The 23,733-nt window shown below is 72.4% G+C and carries 18 protein-coding genes, 2 pseudogenes and 1 riboswitch; of the genes and pseudogenes, 8 read left to right on the forward strand and 12 right to left on the reverse strand.

Translation table 11 applies throughout. The features are described 5' to 3' along the window. Positions 1-47 precede the first annotated feature (47 nt). Complete coding sequence (locus FB454_RS07855; RefSeq protein ID WP_013285261.1) at positions 48-680, reverse strand: TetR/AcrR family transcriptional regulator; 633 nt, start codon at positions 678-680, stop codon at positions 48-50. A gap of 155 nt (positions 681-835) precedes the next feature. Here FB454_RS07855 and FB454_RS07860 point away from each other — a divergent pair, with 155 nt between their 5' ends. From FB454_RS07860 to FB454_RS07875, 4 genes are all read left to right on the forward strand, one after another. Next, positions 836-1,738: an ABC transporter permease gene (locus FB454_RS07860; RefSeq protein WP_013285260.1), complete on the forward strand. Its 903-nt coding sequence runs from the start codon at positions 836-838 to the stop codon at positions 1,736-1,738. Then, on the forward strand, positions 1,731-2,531 hold the full coding sequence (locus FB454_RS07865) for an ABC transporter ATP-binding protein (protein WP_013285259.1): 801 nt from the start codon (positions 1,731-1,733) through the stop codon (positions 2,529-2,531). The genes FB454_RS07860 and FB454_RS07865 overlap by 8 nt, the downstream gene beginning before the upstream one ends. Before the next feature lie 104 nt (positions 2,532-2,635). Next, entirely contained in the window at positions 2,636-4,138 is a 1,503-nt protein-coding gene (locus tag FB454_RS07870) for a bifunctional cytidylyltransferase/SDR family oxidoreductase (RefSeq protein ID WP_013285258.1), read from the forward strand. 19 nt (positions 4,139-4,157) lie between these two features. Continuing rightward, complete coding sequence (locus FB454_RS07875; RefSeq protein ID WP_013285257.1) at positions 4,158-5,834, forward strand: CDP-glycerol glycerophosphotransferase family protein; 1,677 nt, start codon at positions 4,158-4,160, stop codon at positions 5,832-5,834. 39 nt (positions 5,835-5,873) lie between these two features. Here FB454_RS07875 and FB454_RS07880 read toward each other — a convergent pair whose 3' ends face one another. From FB454_RS07880 to FB454_RS07900, 5 genes are all read right to left on the reverse strand, one after another. Further along, positions 5,874-6,620 carry an alpha/beta fold hydrolase gene (locus FB454_RS07880; RefSeq protein WP_145822726.1) on the reverse strand — a complete coding sequence of 249 codons (747 nt, stop codon included), beginning with the start codon at positions 6,618-6,620 and terminating at the stop codon, positions 5,874-5,876. A 354-nt stretch (positions 6,621-6,974) separates the two neighbouring features. Beyond that, entirely contained in the window at positions 6,975-7,829 is an 855-nt protein-coding gene (locus FB454_RS07885) for a C39 family peptidase (RefSeq protein ID WP_176921687.1), read from the reverse strand. A gap of 192 nt (positions 7,830-8,021) precedes the next feature. Beyond that, positions 8,022-8,164, reverse strand: a riboswitch (cyclic di-AMP (ydaO/yuaA leader). A gap of 308 nt (positions 8,165-8,472) precedes the next feature. Continuing rightward, positions 8,473-9,237, reverse strand: coding sequence for a hypothetical protein (locus FB454_RS07890; RefSeq protein ID WP_145822727.1), 765 nt, complete (start codon positions 9,235-9,237; stop codon positions 8,473-8,475). 135 nt (positions 9,238-9,372) lie between these two features. Further along, complete coding sequence (locus tag FB454_RS07895) at positions 9,373-9,717, reverse strand: hypothetical protein (protein ID WP_013285254.1); 345 nt, start codon at positions 9,715-9,717, stop codon at positions 9,373-9,375. Between the two features lie 80 nt (positions 9,718-9,797). Next, on the reverse strand, positions 9,798-11,015 hold the full coding sequence (locus FB454_RS07900; protein ID WP_071095911.1) for an acyltransferase family protein: 1,218 nt from the start codon (positions 11,013-11,015) through the stop codon (positions 9,798-9,800). A gap of 155 nt (positions 11,016-11,170) precedes the next feature. Here FB454_RS07900 and FB454_RS07905 point away from each other — a divergent pair, with 155 nt between their 5' ends. From FB454_RS07905 to FB454_RS07915, 3 genes are all read left to right on the forward strand, one after another. Continuing rightward, positions 11,171-12,496 carry a polysaccharide pyruvyl transferase family protein gene (locus FB454_RS07905; protein WP_071095912.1) on the forward strand — a complete coding sequence of 442 codons (1,326 nt, stop codon included), beginning with the start codon at positions 11,171-11,173 and terminating at the stop codon, positions 12,494-12,496. A gap of 40 nt (positions 12,497-12,536) precedes the next feature. Then, positions 12,537-13,172 (forward strand): alpha-ketoglutarate-dependent dioxygenase AlkB, encoded by a 636-nt coding sequence (locus FB454_RS07910; RefSeq protein ID WP_013285251.1) that lies wholly within the window; start codon positions 12,537-12,539, stop codon positions 13,170-13,172. Between the two features lie 94 nt (positions 13,173-13,266). Continuing rightward, positions 13,267-14,604, forward strand: coding sequence for a uracil-xanthine permease family protein (locus FB454_RS07915; protein ID WP_013285250.1), 1,338 nt, complete (start codon positions 13,267-13,269; stop codon positions 14,602-14,604). A 505-nt stretch (positions 14,605-15,109) separates the two neighbouring features. On the opposite strand, the gene FB454_RS07920 is transcribed toward FB454_RS07915, so the two are convergent. The 4 genes and pseudogenes from FB454_RS07920 to FB454_RS07925 all read right to left on the reverse strand — a co-directional run bounded on the left by FB454_RS07920 (position 15,110) and on the right by FB454_RS07925 (position 20,988). Then, entirely contained in the window at positions 15,110-17,806 is a 2,697-nt protein-coding gene (locus tag FB454_RS07920; RefSeq protein ID WP_357136762.1) for a DNA topoisomerase (ATP-hydrolyzing), read from the reverse strand. Between the two features lie 30 nt (positions 17,807-17,836). Beyond that, positions 17,837-18,649, reverse strand: a pseudogene (locus FB454_RS35325) (LAGLIDADG family homing endonuclease); the annotation flags it as partial. Continuing rightward, a pseudogene (locus tag FB454_RS35330) lies at positions 18,638-18,898 on the reverse strand (DNA gyrase subunit A); the annotation flags it as partial. The pseudogenes FB454_RS35330 and FB454_RS35325, both read right to left, overlap by 12 nt. Before the next feature lie 32 nt (positions 18,899-18,930). Then, positions 18,931-20,988, reverse strand: a complete 2,058-nt coding sequence (locus tag FB454_RS07925) for a DNA topoisomerase IV subunit B (RefSeq protein ID WP_145822729.1) — start codon at positions 20,986-20,988, stop codon at positions 18,931-18,933. Between the two features lie 347 nt (positions 20,989-21,335). Between FB454_RS07925 and FB454_RS07930 the strand changes: the two genes are divergently transcribed. Beyond that, on the forward strand, positions 21,336-22,592 hold the full coding sequence (locus FB454_RS07930) for an SGNH/GDSL hydrolase family protein (protein WP_013285247.1): 1,257 nt from the start codon (positions 21,336-21,338) through the stop codon (positions 22,590-22,592). A 41-nt stretch (positions 22,593-22,633) separates the two neighbouring features. On the opposite strand, the gene FB454_RS07935 is transcribed toward FB454_RS07930, so the two are convergent. Both FB454_RS07935 and FB454_RS07940 read right to left on the reverse strand, forming a co-directional pair. Beyond that, complete coding sequence (locus tag FB454_RS07935) at positions 22,634-23,266, reverse strand: class I SAM-dependent methyltransferase (RefSeq protein ID WP_145822730.1); 633 nt, start codon at positions 23,264-23,266, stop codon at positions 22,634-22,636. Then, complete coding sequence (locus tag FB454_RS07940; RefSeq protein ID WP_071095918.1) at positions 23,266-23,703, reverse strand: RrF2 family transcriptional regulator; 438 nt, start codon at positions 23,701-23,703, stop codon at positions 23,266-23,268. Before FB454_RS07940 ends, FB454_RS07935 begins: the two co-directional genes overlap by 1 nt. Positions 23,704-23,733: the final 30 nt, after the last annotated feature.

The following is a 23,733-nucleotide window of genomic DNA, read 5'->3' on the forward strand; positions in this document are numbered from 1 at the left end:
ACCTTCTGTTCATGATCGACGACGGCCCTCCGGGGGCGGCCCGGGGTTCAGACTTCCACCTCGTCGCGTACAGGCCCCACGCATGCTACCCGCAGAGCGGCGACGATCGCGGCCGCCATCCGGGGCACCTCGGTGGGCTCCAGCGGGGCCCGGGAGATCGCCATCCGCCAGTAGACCGGGCCGACGATGAGATCGACGGCGGCGCGCCGGTCGGTGTCCGCGGACAGCTCACCGCGCTCGACCGCCCGGCCGATCAGGATCCGGCCGATGGCCTGCTGGTAGTCGTCCAGGGCGGCCTGCAGCTTCTCCGCGATCTGCGGGTTGCGGGCCGCCTCGGCCAGCAGGTCCGGGATGATCTGCGCGGCCAGCCGGTGACGCAACGCACGCGCCATCACGTGCAGCAGGATCTCCAGGTCACCGAGGAGGCTGCCGGTGTCCAGCAGCGGGATGTTCCGCCCCGCCACCGCCGAAACCATGTCCAGCACCAGGTCGAGCTTGGAACGCCAGCGGCGGTAGATGGCGGTCTTGCTCACACCGGCCCGGCGGGCCACCGCCTCGATGGAGAGGCGACCGTAGCCCACCTCGGCCAACTCCTGCATCACGGCGGCGCGGATGGCACTGGTGATCTCCCCGCGCAGCACCGCCGCGCCGGCCGGGGCACGCCTCTTCTCGGTCGTCACGTGGAACAATGTAGCGCAACGACGGTACGGTTGCGTCCCGACGTTCGGTGGACTACCTTCCATGCAGCAGCGAGGCGGCTCCTCCCCGCCCGGCCACGCTGGATCTCATTCACCGCACTGCTCCCCATCAGCACGAAAGATCGGAGCGCCTGAACATGGCCAACACCGCGGTGGCCGACCCCGAATCCGGACTGACCCGGGCCCAGCTGGCCCAGCGGTACGGGCTACGGGTGGCCGGGGAACGACCCGCCCTGGGCGAGTACGCCCGCAGGTTGTGGGCGTACCGGCACTTCATGACCGCGTACTCGCGGGCGAAGGTCGCCTCCTCGCTGAGCAACACCCAGCTCGGTCAGCTCTGGCAGGTGCTGACACCGCTCACCAACGCGGCGGTCTACTTCCTGATCTTCGGCGTGATCCTGGCCCAGCACCGGAACGTGCCGAACTTCATCGCGTACCTGTGCACCGGCATCTTCATCTTCATCTTCACCCAGACCGCGGCGTCCAACGGCACCAGCGCGATCACCGGAAACCTGGGCCTGATCCGGGCGCTCCAGTTCCCGCGGGCCGCGCTGCCGATCACCGTGACGCTGGTCCAGCTCCAGCAGCTGCTCATGTCGATGGTGGTGCTGGCCGCGATCGTGCTGCTGACCGGCGAGCCGATCACCTTCCGCTGGGTGCTGATCGTCCCCATGCTGCTGCTCCAGACGATCTTCAACGTCGGGCTGAGCATGGTGATGGCCCGACTCGGCTCCAAGGCCACCGACCTCAAGCAGGTCATGCCGTTCGTGATGCGCACCTGGCTGTACGCCTCGGGCGTGCTCTACCCGGTGGCGCTCATCCGCGAGCACCTGCCGAACTGGGCGGCGAACATCCTGGAGTGGAACCCGCCGCTGGTCTTCATCGAGCTGGCCCGCTACGCGCTGCTCGACTCGCACCAGCCGAACCTGATCAGCTCCCCGCTGAAGCTGTGGGCGATGGGCCTGTTCTGGGCGGTCGTGATGGGCATCGGCGGGTTCGTCTACTTCTGGCGCGGAGAGAAGGAGTACGGCCGTGGCTGAGCAGACCCTGCCGCTGAACGCCGGCCCGGTGACCGACTCGGGTCGCGTCCCCACGGTGGTGGTGGACGACGTGCACGTGATCTACCGGATCCACAAGGGCGCGAGCGGCGGCACCACCCCGGTCTCCGCGCTCAAGCGGATCGTCTCCCGCACCAAGGCGCCGAACATCCGCGAGGTGCACGCGGTCAAGGGCGTGAGCTTCACCGCGTACGAGGGTGAGGCGATCGGCCTGATCGGCAGCAACGGCTCCGGCAAGTCCACGCTGCTGCGCGCCATCGCCGGGCTGCTCCCGCCGGCCCGCGGCGCCGTCTACACCAAGGGCCAGCCGTCGCTGCTCGGCGTGAACGCCGCGCTGCTGAACGACCTGTCCGGCGAGCGCAACGTGGTGCTCGGCTGCCTGGCCATGGGCATGCCGCCGGAGGAGGTCAAGCGGATCGCCCCGGAGATCATCGAGTTCTCCGGGATCAACGAGCGCGGCGACTTCGCCTCGCTGCCGATGCGCACCTACTCCTCCGGCATGGGCGCGCGGCTGCGCTTCGCGATCTCCTCGGCGAAGAAGCACGACGTGCTGCTCATCGACGAGGCACTGGCCACCGGCGACCGCAAGTTCCGGGTCCGCAGCGAGCAGCGGGTCCGCGAGCTGCGCGACAGCGCCGGCACCGTCTTCCTGGTCAGCCACTCGATCGGCTCGATCCGGGACACCTGCGAGCGGACCATCTGGCTGGAGAGCGGCGTCCTGAAGATGGACGGCCCCACCAAGGAGGTCTGCGACGCGTACGAGAACCAGAAGTAGCGCCCTGGAGCGCACCGCACCGGGTTCCGCCCGGAGCGGTGCGCTCCGGCGTACGCGTTAAGGTTTTCGGATCCATCCCCTTTCACCCAGAGTGAGGTACGGCAATGACGCAGGACCACACCACCGCACCGGACGCCGCGCCGGCGAGCCCGGCACCCTGGCGCCCCGCGCGTACGGTGGCCGTGATCCTGGCCGGGGGGACCGGCACGCGCCTCGGGCTGGGCATCCCGAAGCAGCTCCTCAAGATCGCCGGTAAGCCGATCATCGAGCACACCCTCGCCGTCTTCGAGGCCGCGCCGGAGATCGACGAGATCATCGTGCTGATGGCCACCGGTCACGTCGACGACGCGCGGCGCATCGTCGCCGACGCCGGCTTCCGCAAGGTCACCAAGGTGATCGAGGGCGGCGAGACCCGCAACGACACCACCCGGATCGCGCTCGACGCGGTCGGCGAGGGCGACGTCAACATCCTCTTCCACGACGCGGTCCGCCCGCTGGTCAGCGCCCGGATCGTGCGCGAGTGCGTGAACGCGCTCTGGACGTACTCGGCCGTCGACGTGGCCATCCCGTCCGCCGACACGATCATCCAGGTCGACGCGGACGACTGCATCACCGACATCCCGGTCCGCTCCCGGCTGCGCCGCGGCCAGACCCCGCAGGCGTTCCGCTCCGGCACCATCCGGGAGGCGTACCGCCGCGCCGAGGGCGACCCCGACTTCGCCGCCACCGACGACTGCGGCGTGGTGCTGCGCTACCTGCCCGGCACGCCGATCAAGGTGATCGACGGCTCGGACGAGAACATCAAGGTCACCCACCCGGTCGACGTGCACCTGGCCGACAAGCTGTTCCAGCTCGCCGCCGCGCAGGCGCCCCGGCTGACCGACCACCGCAGCTACGCCGAGGAGCTGACCGGCCGGACCATCGTGGTCTTCGGCGGCAGCTACGGCATCGGCCACGACCTGGCCGAACTGGCCCGCGGCTACGGCGCCCAGGTCTTCCCGTTCAGCCGCTCCACCACCGGCACGCACGTCGAGCGCGCCGAGGACGTGGCCGCCGCGCTGAAGACCGCGTTCGAGGCCACCGGCCGGATCGACCACGTGGTGGTCACCGCCGGCATCCTGGAGAAGGGCGCGCTGGCCGAGATGGACTCCGAGACGATGGACCGTCTCCTGCACGTCAACTTCGTCGGACCGGTCACCATCGCGCGCCAGTCCCTGCCGTACCTCCAGCAGACAAAGGGCCAGCTGCTGCTCTACACGTCCAGCTCGTACACCAGGGGCCGGGCCCGCTACGCGCTCTACTCGGCCACCAAGGCCGCGCTGGTCAACCTCACCCAGGCGCTCGCCGACGAGTGGGCCGAGTTCGGGGTACGCGTCAACTGCGTCAACCCGGAACGCACCGCCACCCCGATGCGGACGCGGGCGTTCGGCGAGGAGCCGGAGCACACGCTGCTCTCCTCCGAGGCGGTCGCGCAGGCGTCCCTGGACGTGCTGATCTCCGACCTGACCGGCCAGGTGGTCGACGTGCGCCGGTCCCCCGGCGAGCAGGTGGCCGCCGTACCGGCCCAGCCGGGCCCGCACCGGTCCGAGCTGTCCGCCGACGCCTGAACCCGACGGGACGTACCAGATGCGTGGTGACCTGGTCCGCAAGCTGCTCGCCCGGGGGCTGACCACCGGGCTGGCGGTGCTGGCCTTCCTCGTCGTGGCGCTCACCGGCGCCACCGGCTGGGGCCTGGCCCTGGCGGTCGCGGCGCTGGCCGCCACCGCCTGGGAGCGCCGGGTCCGGCCGTCCGCCGACGGGCTCGCCGAGACGGTGCTCGTGGCCGCCGGCATCCTGGTCGGCTACGCCCGTCGCCTCGACGACGGCTTCGACCCGGCGCTCGCCACCACCGCGCTGGTCCTGCTCGGCCTGGTGCTGCTGGTCGGCCCGCTGCGGCAGGCCGGCGCACTGGAGATCCGGGCGGCGAACCTGCCGGTCCGCACGTGGACACCCGTGGTCGCCGCCCGGCTCGGCGACGCGCTGCTGGTGCTGCTCGCCGTGGTGGCGCTCGCCGCCGCCCTGACGCTGCCCGCGTGGACGGCGCTGGTCGCCGCGCTGCTCGTCGGCGCCGGATGCGGTGCGGTCGCGCTGGACCTCGCCCGGCGCCGGTTCCGGCCGCCCGCCGGAGGTGGACCGGTCGGCCGGGCGCTGCGCCGCCACCAGCCCGAGTTCGTGCTGCACTTCTCCGCCCCGCCCGGCTCGGAGTACCAGGTCACCATGTGGCTGCCGTACCTGGAACGGATCGGCCGCCCGTTCGTGGTGGTGCTGCGCGAGCCGGAGCTCCTGCCCGCGGTGGCCGCCGCCACCCGCGCGCCGGTGGTCCTCTGCCCCACGCTGAAGGCGCTCGACGAGGCGCTGGTGCCCAGCCTGCGGGTCGCGTTCTACGTCAACCACGGCGCGAAGAACGCCCACCTGATCCGGTTCAACCAGCTCACCCACGTGCAGCTGCACCACGGCGACAGCGACAAGGCCCCCAGCGCCAACCCGGTCTCGGCCATCTTCGACAAGATCTTCGTGGCCGGGCAGGCCGCGATCGACAGGTACGCCCGCGCCGGCGTGGAGATCCCCGCCGACAAGTTCGTCGTGGTCGGCCGGCCCCAGGTCGAGGCGATCGAGGTACGCCGGGAGCCGGTCACCTCGCCGGCGCACCCCACGGTCCTCTACACCCCGACCTGGACCGGGCACCACGCCGACGCGAACTACTGCTCGCTGCCGGTGGCCGAGACGCTGATCCGCCGGTTGATCGACAGGGGCGCCGCGGTGATCCTGCGCGCCCACCCGTACACCGGCAAGAACCCGGCCTCGGCCCGCCAGCTCGCCCGGCTCACCGAACTGCTCGCCGCGGACCGGGCGAAGACCGGCCGGCCGCACCTGTGGGGCGCCGCCGCGGCCCGCGAGCTGACGCTCACCGAGTGCGTCAACCGCGCCGACGCGCTGGTCTCCGACGTGTCAGGGGTCATCTCCGACTGGCTCTACTCCGGCAAGCCGTACGCGGTCACCGACACCGGCGCCGACGGCGAGCACTTCGTCGAGCGGTTCCCGCTCGCGGCGTCCGGCTACGTGCTGCGGCGTGACATGTCCAACGTGGACGAGGTGCTCACCGACCTGCTGGACGCCGACCCGAAGGCGGCACAGCGCTGGGCGGCGCGGACCCGCTACCTGGGCGACTTCCCCGCCGACGCCTACGCCGAGGCGTTCCTGTCCGCCGCCCGCCGCGAGCTGGAACCCGACTGGGCGGTCCCTGGGCCGCGCGCGGCCGGCTAGAAACGCGAGCCGGCCCGTCGCGGGCCGGCTCGCCCCCGCTCAGAGGTACGGGTCGAGCAGGGCGAGCACCGCCGCCGGGTCCTCGACGTGCGCGTTGTGGCCCAGCCCGGGCAGCGTGGCCACCGGCACGCCCAGTTCCTTGAGCTGCGCGTCGGTCACCATCGGGTCCAGCTCGCCCCGGGCCAGCAGCACCGGCACATCGGTGGCGGCCAGCAGCACCGGCAGCCGGGGCTCCCCGACCGCGAACGCCGCCGGGTCCATGGCGAGCCGCCAGCGGCCGTCCTCCCGCCGCAGCCCCGCCTCCACCACCGGATGATCCGGGGCGAACAGCCCGGCGAGCCCGGACACGCGCAGGTAGCGGCGGGCCGCCTCGTCACGGGTGGCGAACCAGGTGACCGGCCGGGCGGCCAGTTCCGCCGACTTCGCCAGCTCGGCCGGGGACCAGACCGCCTTGATGCCGAGCCCGACCACCGCGTCGACCGGAAGCCCTCGCTGCCGGGCCGTGAGCGCCAGCGCCACCACCCCGCCGAGCGAGTGCCCGAGCAGCACCAGCCGGTCCTCGGGGCCGAGCCGGACCGGGCCGAGCCCGTCTACCACGCGCTGGGCCAGGGCCTCGAACGAGTAGCCGTCGAGCGGCGGCGACCAGCCGTGACCCGCCAGGTCGGGGGCGAGCCAGCGGCCGGGCCAGCGGCGTTCCAGCAGCGGCGCCCAGGGCAGCCACACCTCGCCTGTGGCACCCATGCCGTGCAGGAGAATCAGGTGCCGCTTCCCCGTCGCATCGCCCATTGGCGCAGTCTGCCACCGCCCGCCCCGGACACGCGAGACCGAACCCGCCGACCCGCCCCACCCTCGCCCCGGCTCGCCCACACCCCGCCCCCGGTCCGCCCTCGCCCCCGCGCCGCCCTCGCCCCTGGCGCCCCCTCGCCCTGGCTCCGGCCGCGCACACTCCCCCCTCACCGTCGATCTTGGAGTTGTGGCACCTTCCATAGCGGGCGAGCCTGGACAAACTGGGCGCCACAAGTCCAAGATCGGCGCGCGCCAAGGCCGCGTGAGGGCCGCGCCAGGGCCGCGCCAGGGCCGGGCGGGACGGGGAAGGCCGGCACCCCGGGTGGGGTGCCGGCCTTCGGGCGTGCGGGACGGTCAGGCGGAGTAGCCGCGGCTGGCGATCCAGTGCGCCAGGTCGATCGTGGTGATCCAGTACGAGGGCAGCGACGGGTCGGCCGAGTCGGCGATCCGTACGGTCCGGCCGTCGTCCTTGTAGCCGACCACCGCGACGTAGTGGCCACCAGGGAACGAGTGCCAGCCGCCGTTGGTGTCGGTGGCCGTACCGGCGACGTTCGCGACGACCCCGCGGCCGTTGCTGATCGCCTCGACCACGTCGGCCTGGAGGCGGTCCATCTGCGCCGGGGTGGCCGAGCCGGGAATCATGCGGGTCCGGTACGGGTTGCCCTTGACCTGCTGGTTGAGCACCCGAGTGGTGTCCTCGGCCGAGTTGGTGCCCATCTCGGTGGTGCCGAGGGGGCCGGCGAGCGCGTCCTGGCTGCGCTCGACGCCGGCGGCGCTGAGCGCGTTGCGCACGGCGGCCGGGCCGCAGTAGAAGTAGTTGATCTGGGCCTGGTAGTCGTAGTCGAGCGACTTGCTCGACGGCGGCTTCGGCTTGGCCTTGGGCGTGGTGTCCGGGTCGGCCGTGACCTTGGCCGACGGGGAGGCGCTCGGCGACGCGCTGGGCGAGGCGGAGGCGCTGGGCGACGCCTGCGGTACGGCGATGCGGGCCTCGCTGCGGCTGGCGGGCTGCTCGCCGAGGCGGGCGGCGCCGAGGTCGGCGACCGCGGCGGTGTTCTCCTGGACCGGGGCGTCGTCGCCGGCGGTGGCGACGGTGCCGGCGCCGGCGGCCAGCACGAGCGCGGCGGCCGATCCGGCGATGATCTGGTACGGGCGTTCGGTGACGATCCGTCGCAGCTGACGCTTCAGGTGGTGCTTCACGAAATCCTCCACGGGGCGTGAGCGGCACACGCCGGCCCGGCACGCGGAGGAACTCACACGTGCTGGCGGGGCCGGATGGCCGGGGGATCGGGAACGCCCGTGATGCCGGGCGCCCAGGGGGCGGTTGCCGGTCGCGCGTCAGGCGCGCGCGGGCACCGCTTCGCCGTGGAGGCGGGGGGACGATCGAGGGGTGGGCACGCGGGGTACTCCTTCCGTGGCCGCCGACCGGGTTAGCTGACGGATTCGGGCGGGAAGTACGCCCTACCGCGGGCCGGTGGCTCGCGGATTCACCCCGATGGTGCTCATGGGTCCCCGGTTCGTGGAACACGATTAGGCGGGTCGGTGCGGCGTCGCCGTCGGCGATCGATTACCGCATCGGACGCGCCGACACTACCGGTGGGTATGTCCCCTGCCAAGCGCTCCCACCTGCGTAAACGTGATCCGTGGTAACGGATTTCGGAACACCCGGTTACTGACTTCACTCAATGGGACAAGCAGTTTCGACGGCGCCCGGCGGCGGAAAGCGGACAGACGGCGACCACCCGGCCGGCAATTGCGCGCCTCGATGACCCGTTCTGCGCCCGGCGCCCGTTTCGGCGGCCCGGGTGACCGGGCTCACCACGTTCCGGGTAACGATTCGGTCGAGACAGCCGTCTCAGCCGACCCGGGCCGGGCGCCAGCGGGCGTTACGGACCGTCGCGGGCACCGGCTGGGCGCTCGCCGTCGCGCTCCGGTACGCCGGGGCGGGCCGCAGCGCCACGGTGGCCGCGTACGCCTCGGCGGCAAGTGTCCGGGCGGCCTCGGCGGCCAGTTCCGCGTCCCGCCAGGCCGCCCGCTCCCGCGCGGCGGCGCTCTCCCATCCGGCCCGGCGCCCGTCCCTGACGGTGCGGGCCAGCACGATCTCCTGCTCGGCCGGGTGCCGGCGCGGATCCCACCCGTTGCGGCGCGCCAGCACGTCGGCGAGCTGACGGGCGGTGAGGTCGCCCCGCCAGTGCGCCGTCATGGCGGCGTGGCGCAGCCAGCGCTCCCGGGCCGCGTACTCCGCAGGGGTTCGTGGCGTGCGCGGCGCGGCCAGCGCGGCGGCGCCGGCGAGGCGGCGGGCGGCGGCGTCCGCCTCGTCGTACGCGGTCCAGGCCCGGTCCGCCTCGTCCTGCGCGGCCAGCCACTGCTCCCGGCGGCGACGGGCCGTCTGGGCAGCCCCGGCGGCGGCAACCGCCACCTCCTCGGCGTACCGGATCAGGTCGTCGCGGCGGGCGGCGTCGGCGTCGGGCGGCTCGGGTGCGGTCTCCGGCGCGGGGTTGCGTTCGGGCCGGGCGACGAGCGCGGCGAGCAGGCCCAAGGCGAGCAGCAGGAGGAAGGACCAGATGGCGGCGGCCTCGGGCACGGAGGTGAGGAAGTGGTACAGAGCGGTCTGCGACATGGTCGGCACCTCACGGGAAGGACCTGGCGGGAGGACCCGCACGACCTCGCCGGGGCGGGCCGGTGAAGAGCCGCCGGGGCGGGTGCGGGGATGACGTGCGGTGGGTGCGGAGAACGGGCGCGGCCCGTGAGCGGGTCAGCGGGCGGGCGGTGCCCGCGGGCCGGCCGGTGCGACGGCCCGTCCGGCCGGGACCGGCTCCACGACGGCCGGGGCGGCCGCCCGGGGCGCGGGCGCCGGAACCCCGGCGGGAGCGGCCTGCCGCTCGGCCACGCGGTCGGCCTCCGGCCGCGTCGCGGTCGAGGCGCCGGTGACCGTGTACGTCGAGGCGGCGACCGCCGGAGCCGGGGCGGCAGCGGCGACACCGGCCGGCAGCGTGGCGGCGCCGAACGAACAGGCGACGACCACGGCGAGACTGGCGAGCATCCGGGCGGTCCAGCGCGCCACCCACCACACGGGGCAGGTGAGCGCGATCGGAAGCACGGGTACAAATTACCGCCGATCCCCCACGAACGCACCGCCGCACGGCGTGTCGCGGATCGACAGGCGGACGTGTGCGCGTGTCAGTCCGGGCGACGCCGCCCGGCGTACTCGATGTCCTCGGCCGGACCGGTGACGGGCCTCGCGCCGCCGTCGGCGGCCGGGCTGGTGGCGGCCTCGGCGGGCTCGCGCGGAGCCGGCACGGCCGGTGCGCGCGACGCCGCGCGGGCCCGGCGGGACGGGCCGAGCAGGCGCATCATCGGTGTCTCCACCCAGCGGTGGAGCGCGGCGGCCAGCGCGAGCGTGACCACCAGGAAGCCGAGCACCGCGACCGGGCCGCGCCAGCCGGGCAGCCCGGTCCCCCAGTGCCCGGTCAGCCGCAGCACTGTGACCATGACGAGCACGTGCACCAGGTAGAAGGCGAACGAGACCTCACCGAGCCAGACCATCGCCCGGGACCGCCAGGGGGTGGGGCGGCCGCGCACGTCGGCGTCCGCCGCGGCGGCGATGACCAGCAGGTACGCGACAGCGAGCAGCGCCGCCCAGAACTCGGCCGGGATCCACAGCGCGGCGATCACCCAGGTGGCGACGAAGATCCCGGTGGCGGCGGCGAGGTTCGGTCCGCGCCAGCGGTGCCGGCGCATCAGCTCGGCGGCGGCCACGCCCATCCAGAACTCCAGCGACCGGGTCACCGGGAAGATCTGGGTGAACCACCACCGCTGCTCCTCCGGCACGAGCTGCTGGCCGGGCCACAGCGCCAGGATGAGCAGCGGCGCCGCGACCAGCACGGTCCGCAGCACGCCGGTACGGGCCCGGCGCAGCCACGGCACCACGAGCGGCAGGCACAGGTAGAAGGCCAGCTCGCAGGAGAGCGACCAGCTCACGTTGTTGACGCTGTAGAAGTAGCCGCCCAGCGGGATCCACGCCTGGACCAGGAAGAAGTTGGCGATCGCGGCCCACGGCACGACCGGGTCGGCGAACCAGGCTGCTACGGCCAGCGCCGCGACGAACGTCACCACGTGGTTCGGGTAGATCTTGGCGAACCGGCGGCGCAGGAACGTCCACGCGCGCTCCCCGTCCCGGTACGACCAGACCAGCACGAACCCGCTGAGGATGAAGAAGAACTCGACGCCGGACAGGCCCAGGCTGAACGCCTTGTCGACCAGGGGCTTCAGGTGCGGCTCGGCGACGATCCCCATGGTCCCGGCGTGGAAGCCGAAGACCAGCAGCGCGGCCACCCACCGCAATCCGGTCAGCGACGGCAGTCGCGGGGCACGGGTGACGGTCGGCGCGCTGGTCATTCCGGGCACCCTACCCCGGGGAACCGGGACGTTCCCGGCGAGCCGACGTCCGCTCGGCTCCGCGCGGGCGGCGGATAGGATTTCCGTTCTGCACGCGCGGGCACCCACCCGGCTCCCGCCCGCACGCCGTGCCGTACGGAAGGTGAGCGAACCGGATGCACCAGCGGATCCTGCTCCGCGCCCGCAAGGGCCCGTTCGACGTCCTCACGCCCGAGGAGACGTTCGCCGGCAACTGGATCGGGGACAACAGCGGCAACCTGGTCTTCAGCCACGCCGCGCACAAGCTGCTCGCCACCTCCTCGGCCGAGATCACACCGACACGCACCCCGGCCGACCCGCGTCTCGCCGACGAGATCAACGAACGCCACGACGTGTTCGTCGTACCGCTGGCGAACGCGTTCCGGCGCAGCTTCGTGCACCGCCTGACGCCGCTGACCCGGCTGATCGAACGGCTGAAGATCCCGGTGGTGGTGCTCGGCGTCGGCGTGCAGACGAACGTCGACGGCGACCGCGAGTACCTGCGGCCGATCGACGAGCCGGTCCGCGCGTTCTGCAAGGCCGTGCTGGACCGGTCGCACAGCATCGGCGTACGCGGCGAGGTGACCGAGAGCTACCTCAACGCGCTGGGCTTCTCCGACGTGGAGCAGATCGGCTGCCCGTCGATGTTCCTGCACGGCGACACGTTCCAGCTGGAGAAGAGCCGCCCGGAGCTGACCGCCGACTCGAAGGTCGCACTGACCATCTCCCCGTACGTCCGCTCGATGGCCGCGGTGGTCCGCCACCACCAGGAGCGCTACCCGAACCTCTGCTACGTGCCGCAGGACCTGCGCACGCTCGGCACCCTGCTCTACGGCGACGCGCCCGAGCACCGGGGCCAGAGCAGCGACATCCCGCTGCACACCTCGCACCCGCTGTTCGCCGAGGACAAGGTGCGCATGTTCGTCGACCCGTGGACCTGGATGTCGCACCTGTCCGGGTACGACTTCGCGTTCGGCACCCGCATCCACGGCACCATCACCGCGCTCGTCGCGGGCACGCCCGGCTACCTGTTCGCGCACGACTCGCGCACCCTGGAACTGGCCCGCTACTTCGGCATCCCGCACCGGATCATGCGGGACGTGCCGGCCGACGTCGACGCCGCCGACCTCTACGCGGAGGCCGACTACACAGCGCTCAACGACGGCCACAAGGCCCGCTTCGAGACCATCACCGCGTTCCTGCGCAAGCACGACCTCGGCACCTCGTTCGCCGACGGCGACAGCGCCGCGCGCTTCGACCGGCAGGTCGGCGAGACGGTGTTCCCGCCGGCCGTCCGGCCCGCCGCCGCCACCACGCCGGCCGAACTGCTGACCCGCATCGAACGGCTGCGCGACGAGAACGCCACGCTTACCGCCACCATCGACGCGCTGCGCTCGCAGCAGCTCCGGGAGCGGATCAAGCAGGCCGTCCCGGGCAAGGTCCGCCGGATGCTGCGGCGCTGATCGTCGTACGCCTGTTCGAGAGCGGGGTACGATCGGCTGCGTGTCCGACGCGTACCAGCCCTCGATGCTCGACCTGGCCGAGCAGGGCCCGACCCTGGGCCCGCTCGCCGGGGCGCTGCGCCGGCACGAACTGAGCCGGGGCGCCTGGGTCGATCACCTGCCCGGCTGGGTGCGCGGCTCCGACGAGGTGCTCGACACGCTGCGCCACGACGTGCCCTGGCGGGCCGAACGCCGGACCATGTACGACACCGAGGTCGACGTGCCCCGGCTGCTCTGCTGGTACGCCGCCGGCCGGCCGCTGCCGCACCCGGTGCTCACCGCGGCCCGGGACGCGCTCACCCGGCACTACGCGCCCGAACTGGGCGAGCCGTTCGTCACCGCCGGCATGTGCCTCTACCGCGACGGCCGCGACAGCGTGGCCTGGCACGGCGACACCCTGGGCCGCTCCGCGCACACCGACACCATGGTGGCGATCGTCTCGTTCGGCTCCCCGCGCGCGCTGCTGCTGCGCCCGCGCGGCGGAGGCGGCGGCAGCCTGCGGTTCCCGCTCGGCCACGGCGACCTCGTGGTCATGGGCGGCTCCTGCCAGCGCACCTGGGAACACGCGGTGCCGAAGACCACCCGGCCGGTCGGCCCCCGGGTCAGCGTCCAGTTCCGTCCCACCGGCGTCGCCTGAGCCGGGGCGGGACCACGTCCCGCCAGGGCACGTGCTAGAAACAACTCCCAGGGTCGATCACGCCCCCGTCACCCGATGACGCGAAGGGCGACCGATGACCCAGTCCCCCACCTCCCGCTGGTCCCCGTGGACCCTGCACGGCGACGGCCGCCAGGTACGCCCCGGCGACGTGGTCGCACCCGACGAACGGCTCTCCTGGCCGCGCACCATCGGCGTGGGCGTGCAGCACGTGGTCGCCATGTTCGGCGCCACCTTCACCGTCCCGCTGATCACCGGCTTCCCGCCCGCCACCACGCTGCTGTTCTCCGGGCTCGGCACGCTGCTGTTCCTGCTGATCACCGGCAACCGGCTGCCCTCGTACCTCGGGTCGTCGTTCGCGTTCATCGCGCCGGTCCTGGCGGCGAAGACCGACGGCGGCATCGGCGCGGCCCTCGGCGGCATCGTGGTCGCGGGCGTGGCGCTGGCGATCGTCGGCGTGGTGGTGCAGGTGGCCGGCTCCCGCTGGATCGACGCGCTGATGCCGCCTGTGGTCACCGGCGCGATCGTCATGCTGATCGGCCTCAACCTCGCGCCGGTCGCGTGGGACGGCGACGGCTCCGGCACCGGCGTGAAGGCGCAGCCGCTGATCGCCGTGGTCACGCTCGTCGCGATCCTGCTCACCACTGTGCTGTTCCGCGGCTTCGTGGCGCGGCTGTCGATCCTCGTCGGCGTGGTGGTCGGCTGGGTGCTCGCCGCGCTCACCGGCAACCTCGACCAGCAGGCCGTCAGCAGCCTGCGCCAGGCGGCCTGGGTCGGTTTCCCCGAGTTCCACACGCCGAGCTTCGACGCGCGTGCCGTCGTGCTGGTCATCCCGGTGATCCTGGTGCTGATCGCGGAAAACGCCGGGCACGTCAAGGCGGTAGCCGCGATGACCGGCCGCAACCTGGACCGCGACATGGGCCGGGCGCTGCTCGGCGACGGTGTCGCCACGGTGCTGGCCGGGTCCGGCGGCGGTTCCGGCACCACCACGTACGCGGAGAACATCGGCGTGATGGCGGCGACCCGTGTCTACTCCACCGCCGCGTACTGGATCGCCGGCGGCACGGCGATCCTGCTCGGGCTCTGCCCGAAGTTCGGCGCGCTGATCCTCACCGTCCCGGCCGGGGTGCTGGGTGGCGCCACCACCGCGCTGTACGGCCTGATCGCCATTCTGGGCGCCCGGATCTGGATCGAGAGCCGGGTCGACTTCCACGACCCGATCAACCTGTTCACCGCCGCGGTGGCGGTGATCATCGGCGCCGCCAACTACACGCTGACGGCCGGTGATCTGTCGTTCAACGGCATCGCGCTGGGCACTGCTGCCGCCCTGGTCATCTACCACGGCATGCGCCTGATCGCCCGCCTGCGCGGCACGACCCCCGAGTCCCGACAGTCCCCCGAACCCGAACTCTGACCCGCCCCACCGCCGCCCCACCCTCGCCCCGTTGATCATGAAGTTAGCGGCACAGTTTGCCCGATTCACGCCCGCCAACTTCATGGTCAACAGGCGGTGGGGGGCGATCAGGTCACCCGGAGGGCCCGACCGCGTCGATCATGAGGTTAGCGGCACTCGGTGTCCGTTTTGCCGCCGCTAACCTCATGATCGACCGTGCAGAGTGGGGGCGAGTGCCCAGACGCCCGGAACTCGCCAGCCGCCCAGGGCGCCCAGTGCGGCAGGAGCGCCCGCTGCGGTGATCAAGGAGTTTGTGGTCGGCGCGGGGCGTGAAAAGGCCGCTAACTCCTTGATCAACCGGGTTGGGTGGGGCCGGGAGGGGCGCAGCGGGGAGGACGGGTCGGGTGGCCGGAGGGCTGGGGCGGCCAGGGCCACGCCGCCGGGCCGGGTGCGGGCGGAGGCAGGGGACGAGCGGTGGCGACTGAGCGGTTGGGGCGGGTGGGCCGGGCCGCCCGCCCCAACCCCGTCAGTCGCGGTCGATGTGGTGGCCCACCACGGTCGGGCCGAGCATCACGGCGAAACCGGAGCCGTCTCGGCGCGGGTCCGCAGGGGGCAGGTCCACCGGGTCGCCGGTGGCCGTCGCGCCCACCGGCCGCGGGCCGATCCAGGCCACCGACAGCTCCAGCTCGCCCTTGAGGAACCGCTGCGCGCGTACGCCGCCGGTCGCCCTTCCCTTCGCCGGGTACGCCTTGAACGGCGTCACCTTCACCGTGGCTCCGGTCGACGTGACCACCATCGGCTCACCGTGCTTCGAGTCGTCGGTGCGGATCGCGCCGAAGAAGACCGCCCGCGCGCCGGCCGGCAGGTTGATGCCGGCCATGCCGCCGCCCTTGAGCCCCTGCGGGCGTACGACGGATGCGGCGAAGCGCAGCAGCGACGCCTCCGACGAGACGAACGCCAGCGTCTCGGCGCCGTCGGTCAGCCAGGTCGCGCCGATCACCTCGTCGCCGTCACGCAGCGAGATCACCTCGAACTCGTCGGAGCGGACCGGCCAGTCCGGGGCGCACACCTTCACCACGCCCGCCCGGGTGCCGAGCGCCAGGCCGGGCGACCCCTGCGCGGACGGGCCCAGCGGCGCGAGCCCGACCACCGTCTCGCCCGGCTCCAGCGGCACCAGTTCCGCCGCCGACATGCCGCCGCGCAGCGACACCGTGCCGGACTGCTCCGGCAGCACCGGCAACGGCAACACGTCGATCTTGAACGCGCGGCCGGCGCTGGTCACCAGCAGCACCCGCCCGCGGGCGGTGGAGTGCACGATCGCGCGTACCGCGTCGTGCTTGACCCGGCCGCTGCGCCGGCGCGCCTCGGCGGCCTCCTCCGACTCGGCCGCGGTCCGCGCCACCAGCCCGGTGGCGGAGAGGATCACCTGGCACGGGTCGTCGGCGACCTCCAGCGGACCGGCGGGCACCGAGGCGGCCAGCACCTCCTTGAGGTCGCCGTCGACGAGCGTGGTGCGTCGCGGCGCGCCGAACTGCTTGACCACGGCGGCCAGCTCGTCGGAGACCACCTTCCGAAGCACCTTCTCGTCGTCCAGGATCTTCGACAGCTCGGCGATCTCGCCGCGCAGCTTCTCCTGCTCGGCCTCCAGTTCCAGCCGGTCGTACTTGGTCAGCCGGCGCAGCGGAGTGTCCAGGATGTAGGTCGCCTGGATCTCGGAGAGCTTGAACCGCTGCATCAGGCCGTCCTTGGCGGCCTGGGCGTCCTCGCTGGCACGGATCAGCTTGACCACCCGGTCGATGTCGAGCAGGGCGATCAGCAGGCCGTCGACCAGGTGCAGGCGCTCCTCCCGCTTGCGCTTGCGGTACGAGCTGCGCCGGGTCACCACCTCGTAGCGGTGGGCCAGGAACACGTCGAGCAGTTCCTTGAGCCCGAGCGTGCGCGGTTGGCCGTCGACGAGCACCAGGTTGTTCACGCCGAAGGACTGCTCCAGCGGGGTGAGCCGGTAGAGGTCGGCCAGCAGCGCCTGCGGGTTGACGCCGACCTTGCACTCCACCACCAGGCGGGTGCCGTTCTCCCGGTCGGTGAGGTCCTTGACGTCGGCGATCCCGGTCAGCCGCTTGGTCTTGTTCACCTCGTTGGTGATGGCCGCGATGACCTTCTCGGCGCCGACGCCGTACGGCAGTTCGGTCACGGTGATGGCCTGCCGGCCGCGGCTGCCCTCCAGCGGGCCGATCTCCACCCGGCCGCGCATGCGCACCACGCCGCGCCCGGTCTCGTACGCGCGGCGCACCTCGTCCAGGCCGAGCAGCAGCCCGCCGGTCGGCAGGTCGGGGCCGGGCACGAACTCCATGAGCTTGTCGAGTGTGGCGTCCGGGTGGTTGATCAGCCACCGGGCGGCCTGGACCACCTCGCCGAGGTTGTGCGGGATCATGTTCGTCGCCATGCCGACCGCGATGCCGGACGCGCCGTTGACGAGCAGGTTCGGGAACGCCGCCGGCAGCACCGTGGGCTGGGTCAGCGAGCCGTCGTAGTTCGGCTCGACGTCGACTGTGTCCTCACCCAGCTCGCCGACGAGCAGCATCGCCTCCCGGGACATCCGGGCCTCGGTGTATCGCGCCGCGGCCGGGCCGTCGTCCGGGCTGCCGAAGTTGCCGTGCCCGTCGATGAGCGGGACGTTGAGCGAGAAGTCCTGGGCCAGCCGCACCATCGCGTCGTAGATGGCGGTGTCGCCGTGCGGGTGGTACTTGCCCATACAGTTGTGCACCACTCGGCCCTCCGCGACGAACGCATGCTCGTCGGAGCCGACCTGGATATCGTACGTGGTGTCGGCAGGAATCCGCTCGACCGACACCACCCGTAGGAAGGATCGGCCCGAGAGCGCCTCGAGCCGTCTCGCGAGCGGAGACCCGATGCGCCGGAGTTTTCGGATCCATCCATCCCGCTCGGCACGCCAGAGCGGGAATGAACGCTCCGACAGCGGCACGCCGTTACGGTCCTTGCCGTAACGGATCTGGCTACCCGCGCCCGAAAGTGATGATCGGAACGCCTTGCCGGCCTCGTCCCGGAACCAACCGCCCCCCTGGTGGGCGTCGGCGAATTCCTTGATCACCCGCGCGTACGGCAGCCGGTCGTTGCCCTGCTTGCCGCCGTACTGATAGGTCAGGTCCACCACCTTTTCCAGACCTGCGATCTTGTGACCGATCCGCACCCAGGGCAGCAGCATCTCGGCCAGAGCGGCGGCATCACGCCCGCTGAAGGACAGGCCGAGAAGGCGTTGAGAGCCGTCTCGCGCGCTGGTCCAGTAGTGCCCGTGCAAGCCCAGGTCGGCCAGCATGGATTTGATCTGCCGCACGAGCGTCTCGCTGGTACTGACGAAGACGATCTCCCGGAAGCGCTTGCGGACATAACCGTCACCGTCGAAGAAACCGGCAAGGAAAGGGGCCCATGCCGAGCGGTTCTCGAGGACATCACTCGGCACACGCTTGGCACTGCTCAGCGGTCCCCCCGCTTCGAGCAGGCCCTCGTGCCTCGCGAACGTGACGATGTGCTGATCGCGGTGCCGCGGATCAGTCGCCGTCCGCTTGCCTCGGCTGACGTTGAGCCCGTTGGCGATCGCCCAACCATGTGCGACATCGAGTGGCTCGACGTCACACATGTGCACTCGCACACGACCGTCAGCCGAGCGAGCACGGTCGACGGCGAAGCCCTCCGCCACCACCAGCCCGCGAACGTAGTCGTACAGCGTGCCGCCGGGGGCGGCGGATTTCCTGCGGGCACCGCCGTACGCGAGCGTGAGGTGCCCCGCGAGTTCGGAGGCCTCCACCCAACGAACCGACAGGTCCTCGTCGACCACGCGGAAACGCTGGCCGGGCGTGACCGACATGGTGTGTCCGTTGTCCCAGGTGACCCGAACCAGCTCCGACTGCGGGTTTCGGTAGACCGCCACGACCGGAGTGGCGACTCCGTCGCCGTCGAGCACCGTGTCGCCGACCTCGATCGACTCGATCGGCCGAAGACCACTCGGTGTCGACACGAGCGTCCCCGCGACGAAGCAGTCGCCGACGATCCGGGCGCTCTTGACGTGGCCGCGGTCCGGCCGGTGGCCCTGCTCGTGCATCGACCAGAGGATGCGCCGGTGCACCGGCTTGAGCCCGTCGCGCGCGTCGGGCAGGGCGCGGGAGTGGATGACCGAGAACGCGTACTCCAGGTAGGAGTCCGAGACCTCGGTGACCAGCGGGTTGTCGAAGACGCGGGCGCCGGCCTGGTCGAAGGCGGCCAGGTCCGCCTTCGCGCGGTCGTCCTTGCGGCGTGCCATGGTGCGGTTTCCTTCCGAGACGAACCCGTTGGTCAGGCGTCGATGGCGTCGCGGTCGACCCGGTCGGCGGAGTCGATCAGCCAGTTGCGGCGGGGCTCGACCTTCTCCCCCATGAGCAGTTCGAGGATCCGCTCGGCGGCCTCGACGTCGTCGAGCGTGATCCGGCGGACCGCCCGGGTGGCCGGGTTCATGGTGGTCTCCCACAGCTCGTCGGCGTCCATCTCACCGAGGCCCTTGAAGCGCGGGATGGGCGTGACGATCTGCTTGCCGGTCTTCTCCAGCTTGCGGACCGTCGCCTCCATCTCGGCCTGGGTGTAGGTGTAGACGGTCTGCGGGTTGCGCCCCTTCGTGGTGATCTTGTGCAGGGGCGGCATCGCCGCGTAGAGCCGCCCGGCCTCGATCAGCGGCCGCATGTAGCGGGCGAACAGCGTGATCAGCAGGGTACGGATGTGTGCGCCGTCGACGTCCGCGTCGGCCATGATGAGCACCCGGCCGTACCGCAGGGCGGACAGGTCGAACGTGCGGCCGGAGCCGGCGCCGAGCACCTGCACGATCGCCGCGCACTCGGCGTTGTCCAGCACTTGCTGGAGGCTGGCCTTCTGGACGTTGAGGATCTTGCCGCGGATCGGCAGCAGCGCCTGGTACTCGGAGGACCGCGCGAGGCGCCCCGTCCCGAGGGCGCTGTCCCCCTCCACGATGAACAGTTCACTTCTCTCGATGCCCGCGGCCCGGCAGTCGACGAGCTTGGCCGGCATGGCCGCGCCCTCCAGCGCGGTCTTGCGGCGGGCGGCGTCCTTCTGCTGCTTCTGGGTGAGCCGGACGCGGGCCGCGTCGACGATCTTCTGAAGCACCGTACGGGCCTCGGCCTTGGTCCGGCGGTCCTCCAGCCAGCTCTTGAGGTGCGCCTCGACCAGACCCTGGAGCACCTTGGTGATGCCGGCGGTGGACAGCTCGTCCTTGGTCTGCGAGGTGAACTGCGGTTCGGGGATGCGCACGTGCACCACGGCGGTCATGCCCTCCAGGACGTCGTCCAGGGTGGGCGCGTCCTCCTTGGGCTTGAGCAGGCCGCGGGCGTTGCGGGCGGCGTCGGCGAGGGTACGGGCCAGCGCCCGCTCGAAGCCCTTGCGGTGGGTGCCGCCGTGGGCGTTGCGGATGGTGTTGGTGAAGCACTCGACGGTGCGCTCGTAGCCGGTGCCCCAGCGGAACGCCACCTCGACCTCGGCGCGGCGCTGCACGTTGGACTGCATGACGCCGTTGGCGTCGGCGGCGTTCTCCCGGTAGGTGCCCTCGCCGGTGACCAGCAGCGTGCCGGAGACCGGCCGGTCGCCGGCCGGGGCGAGGAACTCCACCATGTCGGTGAGGCCGTCGGGGAAGTGGAAGCTCTCCTCGACGGGTTCCTCGCCGGTCTCGTCGCGCAGCCGGTAGGCCACGCCGGGGACGAGGAACGCGGTGTTGCGCAGCTTGAGCCGGACCGTCTCGGTGTCAAGCGTGGCGCCGGTCTCGAAGTAGCGGGGGTCGTGCCACCACCGGATCGAGGTGCCGGTGCGCTGGCCGCGCTTCATCGCGCCGACGATCTGCAGGCCGGGGCCGGGGGTGAACGGCGCGTCCGGGCCGTCGCCGTCGAAGACGCCCGGTACGCCGTGGCGGAACGACATGGCGTGGACCTTGCCGCCGCGCCGGACGGTGACGTCGAAGCGCCGGGACAGCGCGTTGACCGCTGACGCGCCGACGCCGTGCAGGCCGCCGGAGGTCTTGTAGCCGGAGCCGCCGAACTTGCCGCCCGCGTGCAGGCGGGTCAGCACCAGCTCGACGCCGGAGATGCCGGATTTGGCGTGCACGTCGGTGGGGATGCCCCGGCCGTCGTCGTCGACCTGGACCGAGCCGTCGGCGTGCAGGATCACGTCGACCTTCGTGGCGTGACCGGCGACACCCTCGTCGGTCGAGTTGTCGAGGATCTCGTTGACGAGGTGACCCACGCCACGGCTGTCGGTCGAGCCGATGTACATGCCCGGGCGCTTGCGGACGGCGTCGAGGCCCTCCAGATGCGTCAGGTCGTCGGCCCCATAGAGGGTCTCAGGCTGTGCGGTCAACTGGTCGTACTCCCAGGTCTCGGCGGTGTGGTGCCGTTCACCGTGTGATCCCCCCACGATGATCGCCGGGCGCGGCGCGCCGGAGCGAGCCTAGCCGGGTGCCCCGACAGGTCGGCGGCACCGGGGCGGTGCGTTGCGCGATCGGCCTGCCGGCCGGGTCCGCGCCGCGGCCGCGTACGGCGGCCGGCGGGACGGGCCGGGGCTCCAGGCGGCACAACGACCCGGGCACCGGATGTCTTCCCCGATGCGGGGCCACTGATGTCGAACCATTGACGTCCGTCACACGTGCGTGATCTGATCGCCCCCCTGAAGAATCTTTCACATTTCGATGTCTTGGGAGGTCGGGCATGTCCGTGTTCCGTCGTTCCGTGCTCGCGGCGGCGTTGGCGCTCGCCACGGTGGCGTTACCCGCCGCCGCGGCGCCCGCCCGGCCCGCAGCCGCCGCACTGCCCACCGCCGCGGTGGCGCTGGGAGACAGCTTCATCAGCGGTGAGGGCGCCGGGGCGTACGCGCCGGTCGTGGACGTCAACGGGGTGGCCCAGGGCTTCCCCGGCTGGTCCGCCGCCAACGCCAACGCCTACTTCTGCCACCGCTCCCCGAACGCCTCGCTGTTCCAGGCCGACCTGCCCGGCATCTCCGCGCGGTTCAACCTGGCCTGCTCGGGCGGCCAGCCGTACGACATCGCCAGCGCCTCGGCCACCCGGACCAAGGGGCGGCAGGTGGCCGCCCAGCTCGACCAGCTCCGGTCGGTGGCGCGGACCCACGACATCGATCTGGTGCTCGTCGGCCTCGGCTCGAACAACAGCTCGTTCACCTTCGGCAGCGTGGCGGAGAAGTGCGCCAACCGGTTCATCGCCGACGCGTGGACCGGCTGGTGGGAGTTCTGGGCGTACCTGGGCGGGCCGGTGGAGCAGAAGCCGTGCACCGACGCCGACCTGGGCACGGCCGCGCAGTTCGCCGCCGCCACCGCGGAGACCACCACGGCGCTGCGGCAACTGCTCACCACGCTGGACCAGATCGACGCCGACGGGCAGCACCGGGTGGTGTTCCAGGACTACACCAACCCGCTGCCGTTCGAGCTGAACCAGACCTACTGGACCGAGGACAGCCGCGACGACACCCGGGACAAGTTCCGCGCGCTGGGCGCCGAGCGGTACGCGGCCGGCTGCCCGATCCACCGGGCCAGCCTGGCGCCCGGCCACCGCTTCTCGCAGGGGCTCGGCACGCTCGTCAGCTCGGTACGCGGCACGCTCGCCGGCGAGTTCCCGCAGGACGACCTGGTCTACCTGAACGTGCAGCGCGCGTTCGACGGCGCCCGGCTCTGCGAGTCGACCGGCAGCCCGGGCAACGCCCTGGCCACGCCGATCCGGCTGATGGACGGCCCGAGCGGCACGTTCGTCACCAGCCTCTCCGGGTACGACAAGCTCGACATCCAGCGGATCGCCAACGCCTGCGGCACGTACTTCCAGACCTGCCAGGAGTCGTGGCACCCGAACGCCGCCGGACACAAGGTGCTCGGCCGGTGCCTGGCCGGGGCGGCGGCGACCGGCGCCCGTACCGTCTCCTGCGTCCGCGCCCCGGACGGCACGGTGAGTGTGAGCTGAGCGCGCCGGACCGGGCCGGTAGAAACCGGCCCGGTCCGGCGTCAGGCCCGGATCGCGGTGCCGAGGACGTGCGGCGAGGCCGGGGCCGGCAGCCCGGTCGGCGGGAAGCGGAAGCGGTCCAGCGCGGTCACCTCGAACCCGGCGGCCCGGATCGCGGCCACCGTGTCCCGGGCGGTGTGGCAGCCGGCGCAGAACAGCGGCCAGAGCGTGGCGTCGGCCAGGCGCTGGGCCCGGCGCAGGCCGGGCGTCTGCGCCACCACGTGTTCGTAGAAGCGCAGTTCGCCGCCGGGCCGCAGCACCCGGCGTGCCTCGCCCAGCGCGACCGCCTGGTCCGGCACCGAGCAGAGCACGAGCGACAGCACCACCGCGTCGGCGGCGCCGCCGGCGACCGGCAGCGACTCGGCGAGACCGGCGACGACTGTCACAGGTACCCGGGCTCCGGGTGCGGCGGCGCGGGCCAGGGCACGCAGGCGTGGCTCCGGCTCGACGGCGACCACGCCGGTCACCCCCGGTGGGTAGTGCGCGAGGTTGCGCCCGTTGCCTGCGCCGACCTCGACCACCCGGCCGCGCAGCCCGGCGACGAGGCGGGCGCGGTGCTCGGCCATCCCGGCCTGGTCCATCGCGACGCTGGCGCGGGCGAAGAGCCGGGAGAAGATCGGATGGGAGACGGCCATCAGCGGCCTGCCGGTGGCGCGCCGAGGCTGAGCAGGAGCGGGCCGGCGGATCCGTCGATCAGGTCGCCGAGGCGTACCCCGTCGAGCACGGCGAGGAAGGCGGCCTGCGCGCGGCGCAGCTCACCGCGCAGCCGGCACTCCGCGACCAGCGGGCAGACCGGTTGCGCGCAGTCGACCACCTCGCCGTCGCCCTCGAAGGCGCGGACCACCCGCCCGACGGTGATGTCCCCGGCGTGTTCGGCGAAGGCCACGCCGCCGGAGCGGCCCCGGATGGTCACCAGGACGCCGATGCGTTGCAGCCGCTGCACCACCTTGGCGACGTGGCTGCGGGGCAGTTCGAGCCGGGTGGCGAGTTCGTCGACTGTGGCCCGGACCGGGGACGCGGCGGTCAGCATGGCGATCCGCAACGCCATGTCGGTCGACCGGTTCAGCCTCACGCACCGACCCTAGCCACTCGGCGCCGTCCG

The sequence above is a fragment of the Micromonospora sp. CNZ297 genome (assembly GCF_007827625.1).

What these genes read in the sequence shown, in the direction of transcription:
- FB454_RS07860 (WP_013285260.1), top strand. Translation starts at nt 836, where the DNA reads ATGGCCAACACCGCGGTGGCCGACCCCGAATCCGGACTGACCCGGGCC.
- FB454_RS07870 (WP_013285258.1), top strand. Translation starts at nt 2,636, where the DNA reads ATGACGCAGGACCACACCACCGCACCGGACGCCGCGCCGGCGAGCCCG.
- FB454_RS07875 (WP_013285257.1), top strand. Translation starts at nt 4,158, where the DNA reads ATGCGTGGTGACCTGGTCCGCAAGCTGCTCGCCCGGGGGCTGACCACC.
- FB454_RS07880 (WP_145822726.1), bottom strand. Translation starts at nt 6,620, where the DNA reads ATGGGCGATGCGACGGGGAAGCGGCACCTGATTCTCCTGCACGGCATG.
- FB454_RS07890 (WP_145822727.1), bottom strand. Translation starts at nt 9,237, where the DNA reads ATGTCGCAGACCGCTCTGTACCACTTCCTCACCTCCGTGCCCGAGGCC.
- FB454_RS07900 (WP_071095911.1), bottom strand. Translation starts at nt 11,015, where the DNA reads ATGACCAGCGCGCCGACCGTCACCCGTGCCCCGCGACTGCCGTCGCTG.
- FB454_RS07905 (WP_071095912.1), top strand. Translation starts at nt 11,171, where the DNA reads ATGCACCAGCGGATCCTGCTCCGCGCCCGCAAGGGCCCGTTCGACGTC.
- FB454_RS07915 (WP_013285250.1), top strand. Translation starts at nt 13,267, where the DNA reads ATGACCCAGTCCCCCACCTCCCGCTGGTCCCCGTGGACCCTGCACGGC.
- FB454_RS07920 (WP_357136762.1), bottom strand. Translation starts at nt 17,806, where the DNA reads ATGCTGCTGCCCTGGGTGCGGATCGGTCACAAGATCGCAGGTCTGGAA.
- FB454_RS07930 (WP_013285247.1), top strand. Translation starts at nt 21,336, where the DNA reads ATGTCCGTGTTCCGTCGTTCCGTGCTCGCGGCGGCGTTGGCGCTCGCC.
- FB454_RS07935 (WP_145822730.1), bottom strand. Translation starts at nt 23,266, where the DNA reads ATGGCCGTCTCCCATCCGATCTTCTCCCGGCTCTTCGCCCGCGCCAGC.